This is a genomic window from Pseudomonas sp. GW822-FHT03F08, assembly GCF_058801265.1.
Map to the genome: position 1 here is coordinate 18224 of NZ_JBXANC010000010.1, position 16747 is coordinate 34970.

Sequence of the window (16747 nt, forward strand, 5' to 3'; positions counted from 1 at the left end):
TGTTCAGTCATGAACGGTTTCTCCGGATTTCTTGGATTTGAACATGTCCAGTGCCAGCATCACCGCACCCACGGTGATGGCGCTGTCGGCGAAGTTGAACGCCGGGAAGTACCAGCGGTTCTGCCAGTGCACCAGAATGAAATCGATCACATGCCCCAGGGCGATGCGGTCATACAGATTGCCCAGCGCGCCGCCCAGCACCAATGCCAGTGCGACGGCCAGCCGGGTTTCGTTGCGGCCCAGGCGTTTGAGCCAGACCACCAGCACCGCACTGACCACGACCGCGATCAGGGCGAACAGCCAGCGTTGCCAGCCGGAGCTGTCAGCCAGGAAGCTGAATGCCGCGCCCGTGTTGTAGGCCAGGGTCCAGCTGAAGTAATCGGGAATGATCACGATCTGCTGGTACATCTCGAGCTTGCCTTCGAAGTAAAACTTGCTGGCCTGGTCAATGACCAGAACCAGCAAGCTCAACCAGAGCCAGCTCAGCCGTCCGAAACGGCCAACGGCATTAGGCATAGTGACGAACCTCGCCGGCGCCGTCGATGTTGTCCACGCAACGGCCGCAGATTTCCGGATGCTCCGGGTTCACGCCGACGTCTTCACGGCAGTGCCAGCAACGGGCGCATTTCGGGAAGGCCGATTTGACGATCTTCAGCTTCAGGCCGCTGACTTCTGTTGCTACAGCGTCAGCCGGCGCTTGCACGAACGGCGCAACGCTGGCGGTCGAAGTAATCAGAACGAAGCGCAGTTCGTTGCTCAGCTTGGCCAGGTCGGCGCTCAGGTCGTCCTCGGCGAACAGCGTCACTTCGGCTTGCAGGTTGCCACCCACGGCCTTGGCCGCGCGCTGGATTTCCATCTCTTTGTTGACCGCCACCTTCACTTCCATGATGCGATCCCAGTAGGCGCGACCCAGCTCGAAGCCTTCCGGCAGCTCGGTCAGACCTTCGTACCAGGTGTTGAGCATCACCGATTCGTTGCGCTCGCCCGGCAGGTATTGCCACAGCTCATCGGCGGTGAAGGCCAGGATCGGAGCGATCCAGCGCACCAGCGCTTCGGAGATGTGGAACAGCGCGGTCTGGCACGAACGACGGGCCTTGCTGTCGGCGCCGGTGGTGTACTGGCGATCCTTGATGATATCGAGGTAGAAACCACCCAGCTCCTGCACACAGAAGTTGTGGATCTTCGAGTAGACGTTCCAGAAACGGTATTCGCCGTAGTGCTCTTGCAGCTCGCGTTGCAGCAGCAGGGTGCGATCCACCGCCCAGCGATCCAGTGCCAGCATGTCTTCGGCTGGCAGCAGGTCGGTGGCCGGGTTGAAACCGGTCAGGTTGGAAAGCAGGAAGCGCGCGGTGTTACGGATACGACGATAGGCGTCCGCACTGCGCTGCAGGATCTGCTCGGACACGGCCATTTCGCCCGAGTAGTCGGTCGAAGCGACCCACAGACGCATGATGTCGGCGCCCAGGGTGTCGTTGACTTTCTGCGGCGCGATCACGTTGCCCAGCGACTTGGACATCTTGCGGCCGGACTCGTCCACGGTGAAACCGTGGGTCAGCAGCTCGCGGTACGGCGCATGGTTGTCGATGGCGCAACCGGTCAGCAAGGACGAGTGGAACCAGCCACGGTGCTGGTCCGAACCTTCCAGGTACAGGTCGGCGCGCGGGCCGGTCTCGTGGCCCATCGGGTGCGAACCGCGCAGGACGTGCCAGTGCGTGGTGCCCGAGTCGAACCAGACGTCGAGGGTGTCGCTGATCTTGTCGTACTGCGGCGCTTCATCACCCAGCAGTTCGGCAGCGTCGAGCTTGAACCAGGCTTCGATGCCTTCGACTTCAACGCGCTTGGCGACTTCTTCCATCAGCTCGACGGTACGTGGGTGCAGCTCGCCGCTTTCCTTGTTCAGGAAGAACGGGATCGGCACGCCCCAGTTGCGCTGACGGGAGATGCACCAGTCCGGACGGTTGGCGATCATCGAGTGCAGGCGCGCCTGGCCCCAGGCCGGAACGAACTTGGTTTCTTCGATGGCTTTGAGCGAGCGCACACGCAGGGTATCGCCGCTGACCGGCTCTTTGTCCATGCCGATGAACCACTGCGCAGTAGCGCGGTAGATCAGCGGGGTCTTGTGACGCCAGCAGTGCATGTAGCTGTGTTCGATAACGGTGGTGTGCAGCAGCGCACCGACTTCGGTCAGTTTGTCGACGATGGCCGGGTTGGCCTTCCAGATGAACTGGCCGCCGAAGAACTCCAGCGACGGCACATAAACGCCGTTGCTCTGCACCGGGTTGAGGATGTCGTCGTTGACCATGCCGTACTTCTTGCAGGTCACGAAGTCATCCACGCCGTAGGCCGGGGCGGAGTGAACCACGCCGGTGCCGGCGCCCAGTTCCACGTAGTCGGCCAGGTACACCGGCGACAGACGGTCGTAGAACGGATGACGGAAGTTGATCAGCTCCAGCGCCGAACCCGGAGCGGTCGCCAATACAGTGCCTTCGACGCCGTAACGGGTCAGGCAGGATTCGACCAGCTCTTCAGCCAGCACCAGCAGCTTGTCGCCGACATCAACCAGCGCGTAGTTGAATTCAGGGTGAACGTTCAGCGCCTGGTTGGCCGGGATGGTCCACGGAGTGGTGGTCCAGATCACGATCGAAGCCTGTTTGCTCAACGACGGCAGACCGAACGCAGCGGCCAGTTTGGCCTCGTCAGCGATCGGGAACGCGACGTCGATGGTCGAGGACTTCTTGTTCTCGTACTCGACTTCCGCCTCGGCCAGGGCCGAACCGCAATCGAAGCACCAGTTCACAGGCTTCAGGCCCTTGAACACGAAACCGCCCTTGACGATTTCGGCGAGGGCACGGATTTCACCAGCCTCGTTCTTGAAGTCCATGGTCTTGTACGGGTTGGCGAAGTCGCCCAGCACGCCGAGACGGATGAATTCGGTCTTCTGCCCTTCGATCTGCTCGGTGGCGTAGGCACGGCACAGTTCGCGGGTCTTGTCCGCGCCCAGGTTCTTGCCGTGGGTCACTTCAACCTTGTGCTCGATCGGCAGGCCGTGGCAATCCCAACCTGGAACGTACGGCGCGTCGAAGCCCGACAGGGTCTTCGAGCGGATGATCATGTCCTTGAGAATCTTGTTCAGAGCGTGACCGATGTGGATCGTGCCGTTGGCGTACGGAGGGCCGTCGTGCAGGACGAACTTCGGACGATCCTTGCCAATCTCGCGCAACTTTCCGTACAGGCCAATACTGTCCCAGCGCTGCAGGATCTGCGGTTCGCGCTGTGGCAGGCCGGCCTTCATTGGGAAGGCGGTGTCCGGAAGGTTTAGCGTGGCTTTATAGTCGGTCATTTAAGGCTCTTCATTAGCGATGGGCGCTAGGTGCGGCTAGTGCACGGGCGGCGGCGACATCCGCGCTGATCGCCGTTTTCAATGCCTCCAGGGAGGCGAAACGCTGCTCTTCACGCAGCTTCTGGTGGAAAACCACCGTCAAACGCCGGTCATACAGATCGCCGGCAAAATCTAAAAGATGGACTTCAAGGTGGGCCTTGCCATCACCTTGCACCGTGGGCCGCACGCCGATATTGGCGACGCCGGGCCAGGTCTTGCCGTCGATGTCGACGTCGACCAGGTAAACCCCGGTGAACGGCACGCGACGGCGCTTCAGTTGAATGTTCGCCGTGGGCGTACCCAGTTGCCGGGCCAGTTTCTGGCCATGCAGCACGCGACCGGCAATCCGGTACGGGCGGCCGAGCAGACGCTCAGCCAAAGCAAAATCGGCGGCGGCCAACGCATTGCGCACCTGAGTGCTGCTGACACGAATGCCGTCCAGCTCGACGGTTTGCGCGGCTTCCACGGTAAAACCGTGAACCTGCCCGGCCTGCAACAGAAAATCGAAATCGCCGAGACGGTCGCAGCCGAAACGGAAATCGTCACCGACTTCCAGATGCTGCACACCGAGGCCATCCACCAGAATCGTATCGACGAATTCACTGGCGCTGAGTTTGCTCAAGCGCTGGTTGAAGGCCAGGCACAGGACCCGGTCGACGCCTTCGGCGGCCAGCAGTTGCAGCTTGTCGCGCAACCGGGCCAGACGCGCCGGCGCGGTCTCCGGGGCAAAGAATTCCCGTGGCTGCGGCTCGAAAATCACCACGCAGCTGGGTACGCCCAACTCGAGCGCACGCTCACGCAGTCGGGCCAGGATAGCCTGGTGACCACGGTGAACACCGTCAAAGTTGCCAATAGTGGCGACGCAGCCCCGATGCTGGGGGCGCAAGTTGTGAAGGCCTCGAACCAGCTGCATAACGCGCTTCTTGCTCATAAAGTGGCCGATTATAACCACACCCGGCGGCAGACGACAGGCAACACCGTAACCCAAAGTGATCGAGCCGACAAAACTGCCGGCTCAAGCCCGTTTATCAAGGATAAAACCTCAGCTCAACGCCTTGCGATTGAAGTCGCGCAGGCGGAAACCGAGCAGCAGCAACATGCCGAAATACGCCACCACGCCGGCAACCACCAAGGCGCCCAGGCGCAGGAAGCGTTCCAGCATGTGGCCCTGATCCCACGCGGGCATGAAATGCATGCCGATCAACAGCACCGCCGACATCACCGCCACGGCGACCACCAGCTTGAAACCGAACTTCAGCCAGCCCGGCTGCGGTTGATACATCTGCTGCTTGCGCAGTTGATAGAACAGCAGCCCGGCGTTCAGACAGGCACCGGCGCTGATCGCCAACGCCAGCCCGGCGTGCGCCAGCGGACCGATCAGCACCAGGTTGAACAACTGCGTGACCACCAGGGTGAAGATTGCAATTTTTACCGGTGTGCGGATGTTCTGTTGCGCATAGAAGCCCGGCGCCAGCACTTTGATCACGATAATGCCGAGCAGACCGACAGAGTAGGCAATCAACGCGCGCTGAGTCATGGCGGCGTCAAACCCGCTGAACTGGCCGTACTGGAACAGCGAAACCGTCAACGGCTCGGCCAGAATCCCCAGTGCCAAAGCACACGGCAACACCAGTACGAAGCACAGCCGCAGGCCCCAGTCGAGAATCCGCGAGTACTCGTGACGGTCCTTGCTGGCGTAGGTCTTGGCCAATGTCGGCAACAGAATCGTGCCCAGCGCCACACCCAGCACGCCGGACGGCAATTCCATCAGGCGGTCGGCGTAGTACATCCACGACACCGAGCCCGCCACCAGAAACGAGGCGAAGATGGTGTTGATGATCAGGGAAATCTGGCTGACCGAGACACCGATGATCGCCGGCAACATCTGCTTCATCACCCGCCAGACACCGGTATCGCGCAGATTCAGGCGTGGCAGCACCAGCATGCCGATCTTTTTCAGGTGCGGCAGTTGATAGAGCAACTGCGCCAGACCGCCAACCAGCACCGCCCAGCCGAGCGCCATGACCGGTGGATCGAAGTACGGCGTCAGGAACAGCGAAAACACGATCATGCTGACGTTGAGCAAGGTCGGCACGAACGCCGGCACCGAGAAACGGTTCCAGGTATTGAGAATCGCACCCGCCAGAGAGGACAGGGAGATCAGCAATATATAGGGGAAGGTCACTCGCAGCAGGTCAGAGGTCAGCTGGAATTTTTCCGGTGTGTTGGCAAAACCGGGGGCGGTGGCCCAGATCACCCAGGGCGCGGCAATCATGCCCAGCGCCGTCACCAGCGCCAGAACCAGCGTCAGAAGTCCCGTCACATAGGCAATGAAGGTGCGGGTCGCCTCCTCGCCCTTCTGACTTTTGTACTCGGCAAGAATCGGCACAAACGCCTGGGAAAACGCACCCTCGGCGAAGATTCGCCGCAGCAGATTGGGCAGTTTGAAGGCGATGAAGAAGGCGTCTGTCGCCATTCCGGCGCCGAATGTACGCGCAATGAGCGTGTCGCGGACAAACCCGAGAATCCGGGAAAGCATCGTGATAGAGCTGACGGCGGCCAACGATTTGAGCAGATTCATTGAAGGAATTTGTGCCTGTCGATAAACAGCAGGCGAACAATGCGCCTACTTGTGCGATACTCCGCGCCGCAACAGCACAGAGCCAAAGCTCGCGAGTTTACAGGTCAAGCGCCGGAAATAAATATTCTGAGCCACCGACCGCATGAAAACGTGACGAGCGAAGGCAAGACAAGGCGAAAACAGGCGAGAAAGCGGAGTTGACGAACGTCAATGAGCATTTCGAGCCTGATTTCAACGCAGTATTGTCGAGCGCAGTAGTTTTCATGGGGTCGGAACCTACCACTTAGCGGAACGTTTCGACCGCCCTTGACAAGACTTCTCTTCATCGGCATGATTCGCGGCCTATTTTGTTTGCTATTTCCTAAAAAGTCTTTCGAGGAGCTCGACGGTGGCCAACTCACCTTCCGCCAAAAAACGTGCAAAACAGGCTGAGAAGCGTCGCAGCCACAACGCCAGCCTGCGTTCCATGGTTCGTACCTACATCAAGAATGTAGTTAAAGCCATCGACGCAAAAGACGCTGAAAAAGCTCAAGCTGCATACGTTCTGGCTGTGCCAGTTATCGACCGCATGGCCGATAAAGGCATCATCCACAAGAACAAGGCTGCTCGTCATAAGAGCCGTCTGAATGGCCACGTCAAGGCACTGAAAGAAGCTGCCTAAGCGACGTAGTCATTAAAAAACCGACCTCAGGGTCGGTTTTTTATTGCCTGCGATTTGCTGAAAACAACGCAAAAAAAAGAGGAGCCAACGGCTCCCCTTTTTATTTACGTCCAAATTAATGGACTGGCGCCCACGGCAGAATCGGGATCGCTGTCACCGCATTCTGCGGACTACCCTCGATCAGGCGATCGCTATAGACCAGATAAACCAGCGTATTGCGCTTCTTGTCGAGGAAACGCACCACCTGCATGGTCTTGAACACCAGCGAAGTGCGCTCCTTGAACACCTCTTCGCCATCCTTCAACTCACCCTTGAAGTTGATAGAACCCACCTGACGACAAGCAATGGACGCCTCGGCACGATCCTCGGCCAACCCCAAGCCACCCTTCACGCCACCAGTCTTGGCGCGCGACAGATAACAGGTCACACCCTCGACTTTCGGATCATCGAACGCCTCGACCACAATCCGGTCGTTCGGCCCGACAAACTTGAACACCGTCGATACCTGGCCGATTTCCTCGGCCGAGGCCAGCAATGGCAACGCCATCAGCAAGCCCAACAATCCTTTTGCCATGCGCATTGCGCGTTTCCTCAAACAAGAATCAGGTTGTCACGGTGAACCAGTTCCGGCTCAGCCATGTAACCCAGCAAACCGACAATCGCATCTGACGACTGACCGATGATTTTTTGTGCTTCCAGCGCGCTGTAGTTGGCCAGGCCACGGGCGATTTCTCGACCGTCCGGCGCCACGCAAACCACCATTTCGCCGCGACGGAAACTGCCCTGCACCAACTTGACGCCGACCGGCAGCAAGCTTTTGTTGCCCTGGGACAACGCCGAGACCGCACCATCATCCAGCACCAGCGTGCCACGAGTTTGAAGATGCCCGGCCAGCCACTGCTTGCGTGCCGCCAGCATCCCGCGCTCAGGCGACAGCAACGTACCGATTCGCTCGCCCGCTTTCAGACGATCGAGCACTCGCTCCAGACGCCCACCGACAATAATGGTGTGCGCCCCGGAACGGGCCGCCAGACGCGCCGCGCGCAACTTGGTCTGCATGCCGCCACGACCCAGCGCACCGCCGGTGCCACCCGCCACCGCATCCAGGCTCGGATCATCGGCGCGCGCTTCGTAAATCAATTGCGCGTCGGGATTGTTGCGCGGATCGGCATCGAACATGCCGTCGCGATCCGTCAGGATCACCAGCAGATCAGCCTCGACCAGGTTGGCCACCAGCGCGGCGAGCGTGTCGTTGTCGCCGAAACGGATTTCGTCGGTGACCACAGTGTCGTTTTCGTTGATCACCGGGATGACCTTCAGCTCGACCAGCGCACGCAAGGTGCTGCGGGCGTTCAGGTAGCGCTTGCGATCGGACAGGTCGTCGTGAGTCAGGAGAATCTGCGCGGTGTGCCGGCCATGCTCGGCAAAGCTCGATTCCCAGGCCTGCACCAAGCCCATCTGACCGATTGCAGCAGCGGCCTGGAGCTCGTGCATCGCACTGGGTCGTGCGGTCCAGCCCAAGCGGCTCATGCCGGCCGCCACCGCCCCGGAGGACACCAGCACCAACTCGACGCCAGCCTCATGCAAGGCCACCATCTGCTCGACCCAGACACCCATTGCCGCGCGATCAAGCCCCTTGCCATCCGCTGTCAGCAAAGCGCTGCCGATCTTCACGACCCAACGCTGCGCACCTGTCACTTTGCTCCGCATCATCTTCAACCTTAGCTTGAGGGCAGCGCGACCCAGCGCTGCCCGTGACGTTATTCGTGGTTATTCGTGACCAACGATCGATTTCCAGATACTAAAACGCCGCTCGATTGAGCGGCGCTTAAGTTTACTTCAACGAATCAGTCACGCACGTAAATGATTTCCGGACCGTCTTCGTCATCCACATCTTCTTCGTCCCAGTCATCGTCGCCGATATCGTGGACCGACTTCACGCCGCTGCGACGCAGGGCACGCTTGTCATCCAGCGCCTGCAACTGAGCACGGGCTTCGTCTTCGATGCGCTGATCGAGATCGGCCAGCTCTTCCTTGTAGGCCGGGTCATTGGCCAGGCGATCGGCACGATCTTCCATATAACGCATGATGTCGTGGCAAAGACGCTCGGTACCCAGCTTGGAGATGGCCGAGATCACGTAGACCGGACCGGTCCACTCCAGACGATCGACGATTTCCTTGACGCGAGCATCGTGCTCTTCTTCAAGGATCTGGTCGCACTTGTTCAGCACCAGCCAGCGATCACGCTCGGCCAGTGACGGGCTGAACTTGATCAGCTCGTTGACGATCACTTCAGCGGCATCCGGTGCACTGGCATCATCCAGCGGCGCCATGTCCACGAGGTGCAGCAGCAGACGGGTACGCGCCAAGTGCTTGAGGAAACGGATACCGAGACCGGCACCGTCGGAAGCACCTTCGATCAGACCCGGAATGTCGGCGATGACGAAGCTTTTCCAGCGATCGACGCTGACCACACCCAGGTTTGGCACCAGCGTGGTGAACGGGTAATCGGCGACTTTCGGCTTGGCAGCCGATACCGAACGGATAAAGGTACTTTTACCGGCGTTCGGCAGGCCCAGCAGACCGACGTCGGCCAGAACCTTCATTTCCAGTTTCAGGTCGCGCTGCTCGCCCGGCTTGCCCGGCGTGGTCTGACGCGGCGCACGGTTGGTACTGGATTTGAAACGAGTGTTGCCCAGACCGTGCCAGCCGCCCTGAACCACCATCAGTTTCTGACCGGCCTTGGTCAGGTCACCGATGACTTCCTGGGTGGCGGAGTCAATCACCGTGGTGCCGACCGGCACGCGCAGGATCAAGTCTTCACCCTTCTTGCCGGTGCAGTCGGTGCTGCCGCCGTTGGAACCACGCTCGGCGTCGAAATGCCGGGTGTAGCGGTAGTCCACCAGGGTGTTCAGGTTTTCGTCGGCCATCATGAAGATGGAACCGCCGTCACCGCCGTCACCGCCGTTCGGGCCACCGTTTTCAATGAATTTTTCCCGACGGAAACTCATGGCGCCATTGCCACCGTCGCCAGCTTTTACGCGAATCGATACTTCATCAACAAACTTCATAACCAACGCCTCTCGCCGTACGGACGAGCCGAAAAACAATCAAGACATAAGACTCTTGCAAAAATGAGCGCAGCGACCCCAATCCACGACCTGCATCGCACGCCGGCAGCCCATACAAACAGCTTTGCAAGAGACTCACCCCACAAACGAAAAAGCCCCGTCGCAAGACAGGGCTTCTCCAGCACTCTCGCAGTTAGGCTGCGATTACGCTCACGTAACGACGACCGAAGGCGCCTTTTACTTCAAACTTGATCACGCCTTCGATTTTCGCGAAGAGGGTGTGATCTTTACCCATGCCAACGCCGTAGCCAGCGTGGAATTGGGTGCCGCGCTGACGCACGATGATGTTGCCGGCCTTGATGACCTGGCCGCCATACATCTTCACGCCAAGGCGTTTGGCTTCTGAGTCGCGACCGTTACGGGTACTACCACCAGCTTTTTTGTGTGCCATGAGTCAATTCTCCTAGTGAGGAATTAGGCTGAAATTAAGCCTGAATACCGGTGATTTTGATCTCGGTGTACCACTGGCGGTGGCCCATACGCTTCATGTGGTGCTTACGACGACGGAACTTGATGATGCGAACTTTATCGTGACGACCTTGGGAGATCACTTCAGCCACAACGGTAGCGCCAGCAACAACTGGAGCGCCGATATTCACGTCGTCGCCATTGGCAACCAACAGAACGCGATCAAAAGTTACGGATTCGCCAGTAGCGACTTCCAGTTTTTCGATCTTCAGGTATTCACCTGGTGCAACTTTGTACTGCTTGCCACCAGTAACGATTACTGCATAAGACATGGTATTTCTCCGATAATCCTGCTCACCCAGCTCTTTATAAGAAGAGGTATTGGCTGGCATGGCTGCATTGGGCTGGAGGCCCGATTGCAATTGCGTAAGGCAGGTGCTGCCCAGGAAGTTCAGGGTGCGCGATTGTACGCAAGCTACAAGAGTCATGCAAGTGGCCGTCCATCGCGCCTTGACAGGCCCGGACGTGGGTCCTAGCATGCCGCGCAACCCTTCTGGAGCACCTGTCGCTGATGCAACCCCAAGCTTTCTACCGCGCGGTGGCGGACGATTTTAGCGCCGTCGACGGCATCATCAAGAAGCAGCTGACTTCCCGAGTGCCGCTGGTATCGAAAATCGGCGATTACATCACGTCGGCCGGCGGAAAACGCCTGCGTCCTTTATTGGTGCTGCTGTGTGGCAAGGCCCTGGGTCGCGAAGGCGACGACATGCGCCTGCTGGCCGCCACCATCGAATTCCTGCACACCGCCACCCTGCTGCATGACGACGTGGTCGACATGTCCGGCATGCGCCGTGGCCGTTCGACCGCCAACGCCATGTGGGGCAACGCCCCGAGCGTGCTGGTCGGCGATTTCCTGTATTCGCGCTCGTTCGAAATGATGGTCGAACTGGGTTCGATGCCGGTGATGAAGATCCTGTCCCAGGCCACGCGCATCATCGCCGAAGGCGAAGTGCTGCAGTTGTCCAAGGTTCGCGACGCCAGCACCACCGAAGAAACCTACATGGAAGTCATCCGCGGCAAGACCGCGATGCTTTTCGAAGCGTCGACCCACAGCGCCGCGGCACTGGCCGGTGCGACCGCCGAGCAGAGCGAAGCCCTGCGCACCTTCGGTGATCACCTGGGCGTGGCGTTCCAACTGGTCGACGACCTGCTCGACTACAAGGGCGACGCCGAAACCCTGGGCAAGAACGTCGGTGACGATCTGGCCGAAGGCAAGCCGACCCTGCCGCTGATCTACACCATGCGCGAAGGCACGCCGGAGCAAGCCGCACTGGTACGCCAGGCGATCCAGAAAGGCGGAATCGAAGACCTGGAAAGCATCCGCATCGCCGTGGAAGCGTCCGGCTCTCTGGAATACACCGCACAGCTGGCCCGTAACTACGTGGCCCGTGCGATCAAGTGCCTCGAAACGCTGCCGGCCAGCGAATACCGCGATGCACTGGTTGAATTGAGCGAGTTCGCGGTCGCCCGCACGCACTGATCAACGCCTTGTCATCAAGAAACCGCAGCCTCCGTCGGAGCCTGCGGTTTTTTGTTGCCTGCCATCTGCAGCTAAAACCTTATACAATGTGCGACTTTTAACGACCCCCTCTCCAAGGAGCCTTAGTGAGCACGTTGCCACCCTGCCCGAAATGCAATTCCGAATACACCTACGAAGACGGCACCCAACTGGTGTGCCCGGAGTGCGCCCACGAGTGGTCTGCCGGCGGCGAAGCCGAAGTGGCGTCCGATGATGCCGTAAAGAAAGACTCGGTCGGCAACGTCCTGCAGGACGGCGACACCATCACCGTGATCAAGGACCTGAAGGTCAAAGGTACCTCGCTGGTGGTCAAGGTCGGCACCAAGGTCAAGAACATCCGCCTGTGCGACGGCGACCACGACATCGACTGCAAGATCGACGGCATCGGCCCGATGAAACTCAAATCCGAGTTCGTCAGAAAAGTCTGAATATGCTGTCTTCCATCCCGCGCCCGTCGCGGGATGGAGCTTCGCCCTCCCCCCGCCTCGCCAGCAAATCCACGCAGTAGCCAAACGCCAGTCGTTTTGACCTTACGCAATCTTTACCCATAAAAAATCACGAACCGCCAATAGACGCTTGCTATTTGACGAATAAGAATTATTCTCATTGAAACCCTTTCAATGGAGATGAGAACCATGACTTATTTGATCGACGCCTGGCTGGATCGCCCGCACCCGTACCTCAGGATTCTGCATCGGGAAACCGGTGAAGTCTGCGCGGTGCTGGAAGAAGAAGCCCTGCACGAGTTGCAGGATCAAGGGGATCTGGACGTCAGCGGCCTGAGTTCCAGTGAACCGTTGGTGCTCAAGGAGCTGGTGCGCAATCTGTTCCTGTTCTGCTATGCCCGGGCGTTGCGCCCGACCAGTGAGCTGCATCACAAGATCGAAGTATGAGAACGGCGGAGAAACCCTGCACAAGCCACGCTTGTGCAGGGTAACGGGATTACAGAACGTCGAGCAGCTCGACGTCGAACACCAGAACGCTGTGCGGCGGGATGCTGCCAACGCCTTGAGCGCCGTAAGCCAGTTCGCTCGGCACGTACAGACGCCATTTGCTGCCGGCATTCATCAGTTGCAGGGCTTCGGTCCAGCCGGCGATTACGCCGCCAACCGGGAATTCAGCAGGCTGGCCACGCTCGTAGGAGCTGTCGAATACGGTGCCGTCGATCAGCGTGCCGTGGTAGTGAGTACGCACGGTGTCTTCACGGGATGGCTTGGCGCCTTCGCCCTGAGTCAGCACTTCGAATTGCAGACCGGAAGCCAGGGTGGTGATGCCGTCTTTCTTGGCGTTTTCAGCCAGGAACGCACGACCTTCGCCAGCGGCGGCTTCAGCCTTGGCAGCGGCTTCGGCTTGCATGATCTCGCGGATCACTTTGAAGCTGGCGGACAATTCGTCCTGACCCACACGGCTTGGCTTGCCGGCGAATGCGTCGGTCAGACCGGCCAGGATGGCGTCCAGGCTGACACCCGGTGGCGGGTTGTCGCGCAGCTGGTCACCCAGCTGACGGCCGATACCGTAGCTGACGCGGGTTTCGTCGGTGGACAGATTTACTTCGGACATGACACTGCTCCGCTGTGCGGACGGCCTCAGGACATGCCGTGCGTGCACAGCGCGTCCCGGCGCGCCCGGAACCAAAAGGGCGAGCAGACTAGCACAGTTGTTCCGGCATTGATCAGACCCTCGGGCCTACAGTGCCGAGCGCCAGGCCAGCGGGACTTTCAGGCTTTCTTCACCGCTGGCGCCCAGACCGCACATTTCATCGTGCACCGAGGTGTGAACGAGATTGAACGGCAGCACCGGAAAGCTGTGAAGCACATCCCGCGCATGCTCCACCGAGCGCAGCATCAGCATCTTGCCCTGTGGATCACTCAGCGGGTACGCCGCGCCATGCATGCGCGCCTCCAGCAGATAGATGCCGCCCTCCATGGAGATCAGGTTCAACTCATCGACCTTCTTGGCGATGGCAAACGCATTCAATTCTTGCAGGTTCATGAACGCACCTCACACAGTGGCGAGCCGGGACGCCTACAGGGATATGCCTCGGCGCTACAAAGCACAAGCCATAAACGACACCGCCCGTCTGTTTCGCAACAGACGGGCGGTTTTGTTACAGCCTTTGACAACTCATCAGTGCTTGGTGAGTTTGTCCAGATAACCCATGGCAAACGCCGAGATCACGAAAGTCATGTGGATGATCACGTACCACATCAGATGCTCGGGATCGACGTTCTTGGCATCCATGAAGATCCGCAGCAGATGGATCGAGGAAATCGCCACGATCGACGCCGCCACTTTCATCTTCAGCGACGAGGAGTCCATGGTGCCCAGCCAACTGAGCTTCTCTTTGCCTTCGTCGATGTTCAGCTCGGACACGAAGTTCTCGTAGCCGGAAATCATCACCATCACCAGCAAACCGCCCACCAGCGCCATGTCGATCAGCGACAGCAGCACCAGAATCAGCTCGGACTCGGCCATGGAGAACACGTTGGGAATGACATGAAACACTTCCTGGAAGAATTTCAATGCCAGCGCCAGCAGCCCGAGAGACAGCCCGATATAGATCGGCGCCAGCAGCCAGCGCGAGGCGTACATTGCATTTTCGATAAAGCGTTCCATTGACTCTCACACAAGGGGGGTTGTAATCGGCGGCGAGTATACCAGTCCCCCATGACAGCCAGAAACCGCCCGGAAATCCGCTACCTGCGTGTGTGTGACAAAGTTTTTCTGCTAGTGTCCAAACCATTGACAGCCCAGTGACAGTGGACAGGACGACTGGAAATGGATGTGCGATTGCCGTTAACGACTGCCGGAATTTGCTTCGCCCTGATGATCGGCGGCTGCTCGCCCGGTGAGGAAAAACACCCGCTCAGCCTCGAAGAAAAGACTGCACAGTTCGAACAGTCCCTGGACGCGATCACCGACCCGAAACTCAAGGATGCCGTGACCGAACTTGGCGGCTCGTTACTGCTGCTGGAGCGCGCGCAGCAACGACTCGACAACAAACCGCCCAGAACCGAATACGGCGAAGACGCCCTCGGCGTGCTCAAGCATTACCCGACGCCTCAGGCGCTGGTCGACACCTTCATCAACGGCCTGTTCGTGCTGCACAAGGATGCCAGCTCCGACTACCTCACCGACCTGCAACCGGTGTTCCCCTTCAACCTCAACATTCCCGGCGGGTTCCTGTTCCCCCACGGCGTGGAATGGCAATCGGTGACGTTGAGCAACAAGCGGGTGATCGCCTACCAGCCGGAATGGTCGGAAACCGATCCGGGCATTCAGTTGAGCCCGTCTAGTTCCAACGTCACCAACCCCGATGACCTGACCGTGACCTACCCGTTCATCGAAGGCCTGGATGTCGACAAGAAAACCCGGCCGCGCCCCGTGAGCCTGCAAGGCCAGGTTGAAGTCATCGCCCCGAAACGCCTGCACAGTTTCGATCTGGGCAAAAAGGACATCGGCCAGACCCGAACCGACGCCAACCTCAGCGTGACCTTGCTGAAGCTGGAAAAGAACTACGCCGAAGTCGAGTTCAGCAACAGCCTGCCGCTCGCCCCGGAAGTCGCCAACACCCCGCTCAATCCGCTGATCGTCCAGGCCCGCGACACGACCGGCCAGTACCTGGTGCGCGCCGGCGCCATCAACGAGAGCCCCGAGCAGGTCGGCTTCTATCAAAAACAACTGGTGCACCTGCAACAGCAAAAAGCCTGGAGCGAAGCACTGGAAAAACAACTGAACGACGACCAGCACGCCTTCGAGCAACAGCATCCGCGCCGCTACAACAAGGTCTACTTCAACGGCCCGATCGATACCCTCGAAGTCAGCGTTCTGGACTTTTCCGAAGCCACCGTCACCCGTAAGCCACTGGACCTGCCGGTCCGCGAGTTCGACTCGCACACCACGGCGAAAACCGTGCAACCGCTGGATCTGGCGATCACCGTCTACGACGACCAGGCGCCCAACTGGCTTAAAGGTGCGTCACTGACCGAGGACGAGCTGAAAAAAAGCATCCATATCCGCCAGTCAGTGGAGGAGCCCAGTGCCGCGCGCATCGAGTTCGATCACCGCAAAACCTTCAATGACGAACTGCTGGGCGACGACCTGGCCCCCGGCGAAAGCCCGGTGACGTTCTTCACCGAAAAAACCAGCGGCAAACTCAACGAACCGATCGAACTGCCGGCCGAGGCCTATCAGGTGGACCCGCTGCAGGCGACCATCACCTATGACTTGAACCTGTTCCCGGAAACCCCGGCGATTGCCGTCGGCTCGATGCCGCTGTTTCTGGCCACGGTGGAGAAGCAGGCCTTCGAAGCCAAGGCGTTGCCCAAAGGCCTGGAAATCAGGAACAACGCACTGGTGGTGGATCTGAAACTGTTCCCGGCCAACGAATGGCGATTCTTCGTCAAGGACGACAGTGGCAACTACCTGAAACAGATTCTTTCGGTCAGCCACGACACGAGCGCAGAAGGCCCGGCGCTGTTCGGCGTGCATTATTTCTACGGCCGCCCGACGCACGTGGAAACCTATCAGCGAACCGACCTCGCCACCGTGCAGTACGGCTTTGAGGTCAAACTCGACAAGGCCCACACACAAGGTGCTGCGCCATGATCGGCGCTAGCTAGTGGTCAAAAACGCCGATGCTGCGCCCACGTCCACCGTTGATCTGCCGTAGCTGGGCTTGCAGGTGCAGGGACCAGATCTGCGGATCATTGGCCAGCTCGTAGCCGTGCATCGTCAGGCTTTCGACGATGGTATCGAGGATCGATTCGGCGGCGATCGGCCCATGAAACGGGCCCTGAGCCTTGATGGCGGAAGGTTGTTCGCCGGCCATGCCGGCGGCGAAGAGCAATGTCCACATGCCGTTATCGCCGGCCAACGGCTTGATGGCGCATTCGATACGGGTCACGAGACCCAGGCACTGACGGGTGAGGCAAAGGTTGCGCGACATGGCGGCGACCCTCGGTAAAGCCGGTGTTCAGCCCTTGCTGAAGGGCTGTTTCGATCCCGT

At 59.4% G+C, this 16747-nt stretch carries 18 protein-coding genes; 5 read left to right on the top strand and 13 right to left on the bottom strand.

Going from position 1 to position 16747, the window contains the following annotated elements; genetic code table 11:
* Positions 1–3: 3 nt before the first annotated feature.
* The 4 genes from lspA to murJ form a co-directional block, all read right to left on the bottom strand.
* Positions 4–516, bottom strand: a complete 513-nt coding sequence (lspA, locus tag AC1RME_RS23450; RefSeq protein ID WP_493091807.1) for a signal peptidase II — start codon at positions 514–516, stop codon at positions 4–6.
* Positions 509–3340 carry an isoleucine--tRNA ligase gene (gene ileS, locus AC1RME_RS23455; protein ID WP_096820865.1) on the bottom strand — a complete coding sequence of 944 codons (2832 nt, stop codon included), beginning with the start codon at positions 3338–3340 and terminating at the stop codon, positions 509–511. Before ileS ends, lspA begins: the two co-directional genes overlap by 8 nt.
* A 13-nt stretch (positions 3341–3353) precedes the next feature.
* Positions 3354–4292: a bifunctional riboflavin kinase/FAD synthetase gene (gene ribF, locus AC1RME_RS23460; protein WP_007959537.1), complete on the bottom strand. Its 939-nt coding sequence runs from the start codon at positions 4290–4292 to the stop codon at positions 3354–3356.
* Positions 4293–4421: 129 nt separating this feature from the next.
* Positions 4422–5960 carry a murein biosynthesis integral membrane protein MurJ gene (murJ, locus tag AC1RME_RS23465; RefSeq protein ID WP_096820864.1) on the bottom strand — a complete coding sequence of 513 codons (1539 nt, stop codon included), beginning with the start codon at positions 5958–5960 and terminating at the stop codon, positions 4422–4424.
* Between the two features lie 388 nt (positions 5961–6348).
* Here murJ and rpsT point away from each other — a divergent pair, with 388 nt between their 5' ends.
* Positions 6349–6621: a 30S ribosomal protein S20 gene (rpsT, locus tag AC1RME_RS23470; protein WP_003228351.1), complete on the top strand. Its 273-nt coding sequence runs from the start codon at positions 6349–6351 to the stop codon at positions 6619–6621.
* A gap of 115 nt (positions 6622–6736) precedes the next feature.
* Here rpsT and AC1RME_RS23475 read toward each other — a convergent pair whose 3' ends face one another.
* From AC1RME_RS23475 to rplU, 5 genes are all read right to left on the bottom strand, one after another.
* Positions 6737–7201: a CreA family protein gene (locus tag AC1RME_RS23475; protein ID WP_102621102.1), complete on the bottom strand. Its 465-nt coding sequence runs from the start codon at positions 7199–7201 to the stop codon at positions 6737–6739.
* Between the two features lie 11 nt (positions 7202–7212).
* Positions 7213–8331, bottom strand: coding sequence for a glutamate 5-kinase (gene proB, locus AC1RME_RS23480; protein WP_085689726.1), 1119 nt, complete (start codon positions 8329–8331; stop codon positions 7213–7215).
* Between the two features lie 137 nt (positions 8332–8468).
* Complete coding sequence (gene cgtA / locus AC1RME_RS23485; protein ID WP_096820862.1) at positions 8469–9692, bottom strand: Obg family GTPase CgtA; 1224 nt, start codon at positions 9690–9692, stop codon at positions 8469–8471.
* Positions 9693–9885: 193 nt separating this feature from the next.
* Positions 9886–10143 carry a 50S ribosomal protein L27 gene (gene rpmA, locus AC1RME_RS23490; protein WP_016773121.1) on the bottom strand — a complete coding sequence of 86 codons (258 nt, stop codon included), beginning with the start codon at positions 10141–10143 and terminating at the stop codon, positions 9886–9888.
* A 34-nt stretch (positions 10144–10177) separates the two neighbouring features.
* On the bottom strand, positions 10178–10492 hold the full coding sequence (gene rplU / locus AC1RME_RS23495; protein WP_007950961.1) for a 50S ribosomal protein L21: 315 nt from the start codon (positions 10490–10492) through the stop codon (positions 10178–10180).
* Between the two features lie 239 nt (positions 10493–10731).
* Here rplU and AC1RME_RS23500 point away from each other — a divergent pair, with 239 nt between their 5' ends.
* The 3 genes from AC1RME_RS23500 to AC1RME_RS23510 all read left to right on the top strand — a co-directional run bounded on the left by AC1RME_RS23500 (position 10732) and on the right by AC1RME_RS23510 (position 12632).
* Positions 10732–11700 (top strand): polyprenyl synthetase family protein, encoded by a 969-nt coding sequence (locus AC1RME_RS23500; protein WP_096820861.1) that lies wholly within the window; start codon positions 10732–10734, stop codon positions 11698–11700.
* Positions 11701–11825: 125 nt separating this feature from the next.
* Positions 11826–12167 carry a zinc ribbon domain-containing protein YjdM gene (locus AC1RME_RS23505; protein WP_007950963.1) on the top strand — a complete coding sequence of 114 codons (342 nt, stop codon included), beginning with the start codon at positions 11826–11828 and terminating at the stop codon, positions 12165–12167.
* A gap of 207 nt (positions 12168–12374) precedes the next feature.
* A complete protein-coding gene (locus tag AC1RME_RS23510) occupies positions 12375–12632 on the top strand; it encodes a PA4570 family protein (RefSeq protein WP_039771721.1) in 258 nt (85 codons plus the stop codon).
* A 49-nt stretch (positions 12633–12681) separates the two neighbouring features.
* On the opposite strand, the gene bamJ is transcribed toward AC1RME_RS23510, so the two are convergent.
* From bamJ to AC1RME_RS23525, 3 genes are all read right to left on the bottom strand, one after another.
* Positions 12682–13299: a BamJ family beta-barrel-assembly machinery protein gene (gene bamJ, locus AC1RME_RS23515; RefSeq protein WP_096820860.1), complete on the bottom strand. Its 618-nt coding sequence runs from the start codon at positions 13297–13299 to the stop codon at positions 12682–12684.
* Between the two features lie 126 nt (positions 13300–13425).
* Complete coding sequence (locus tag AC1RME_RS23520; protein ID WP_096820859.1) at positions 13426–13731, bottom strand: DUF6482 family protein; 306 nt, start codon at positions 13729–13731, stop codon at positions 13426–13428.
* Between the two features lie 135 nt (positions 13732–13866).
* Positions 13867–14355, bottom strand: coding sequence for a TIGR00645 family protein (locus AC1RME_RS23525; protein ID WP_096820858.1), 489 nt, complete (start codon positions 14353–14355; stop codon positions 13867–13869).
* Positions 14356–14517: 162 nt separating this feature from the next.
* On the opposite strand from AC1RME_RS23525, the gene AC1RME_RS23530 reads away from it, so the two are divergent.
* The gene (locus AC1RME_RS23530) at positions 14518–16347 is read left to right on the top strand and encodes a hypothetical protein (protein ID WP_493066478.1); all 1830 of its coding nucleotides are present in this window, start codon (positions 14518–14520) and stop codon (positions 16345–16347) included.
* A gap of 10 nt (positions 16348–16357) precedes the next feature.
* Here AC1RME_RS23530 and AC1RME_RS23535 read toward each other — a convergent pair whose 3' ends face one another.
* Entirely contained in the window at positions 16358–16687 is a 330-nt protein-coding gene (locus tag AC1RME_RS23535; protein WP_085732860.1) for a PA4575 family protein, read from the bottom strand.
* Between the last annotated feature and the right edge of the window lie 60 nt (positions 16688–16747).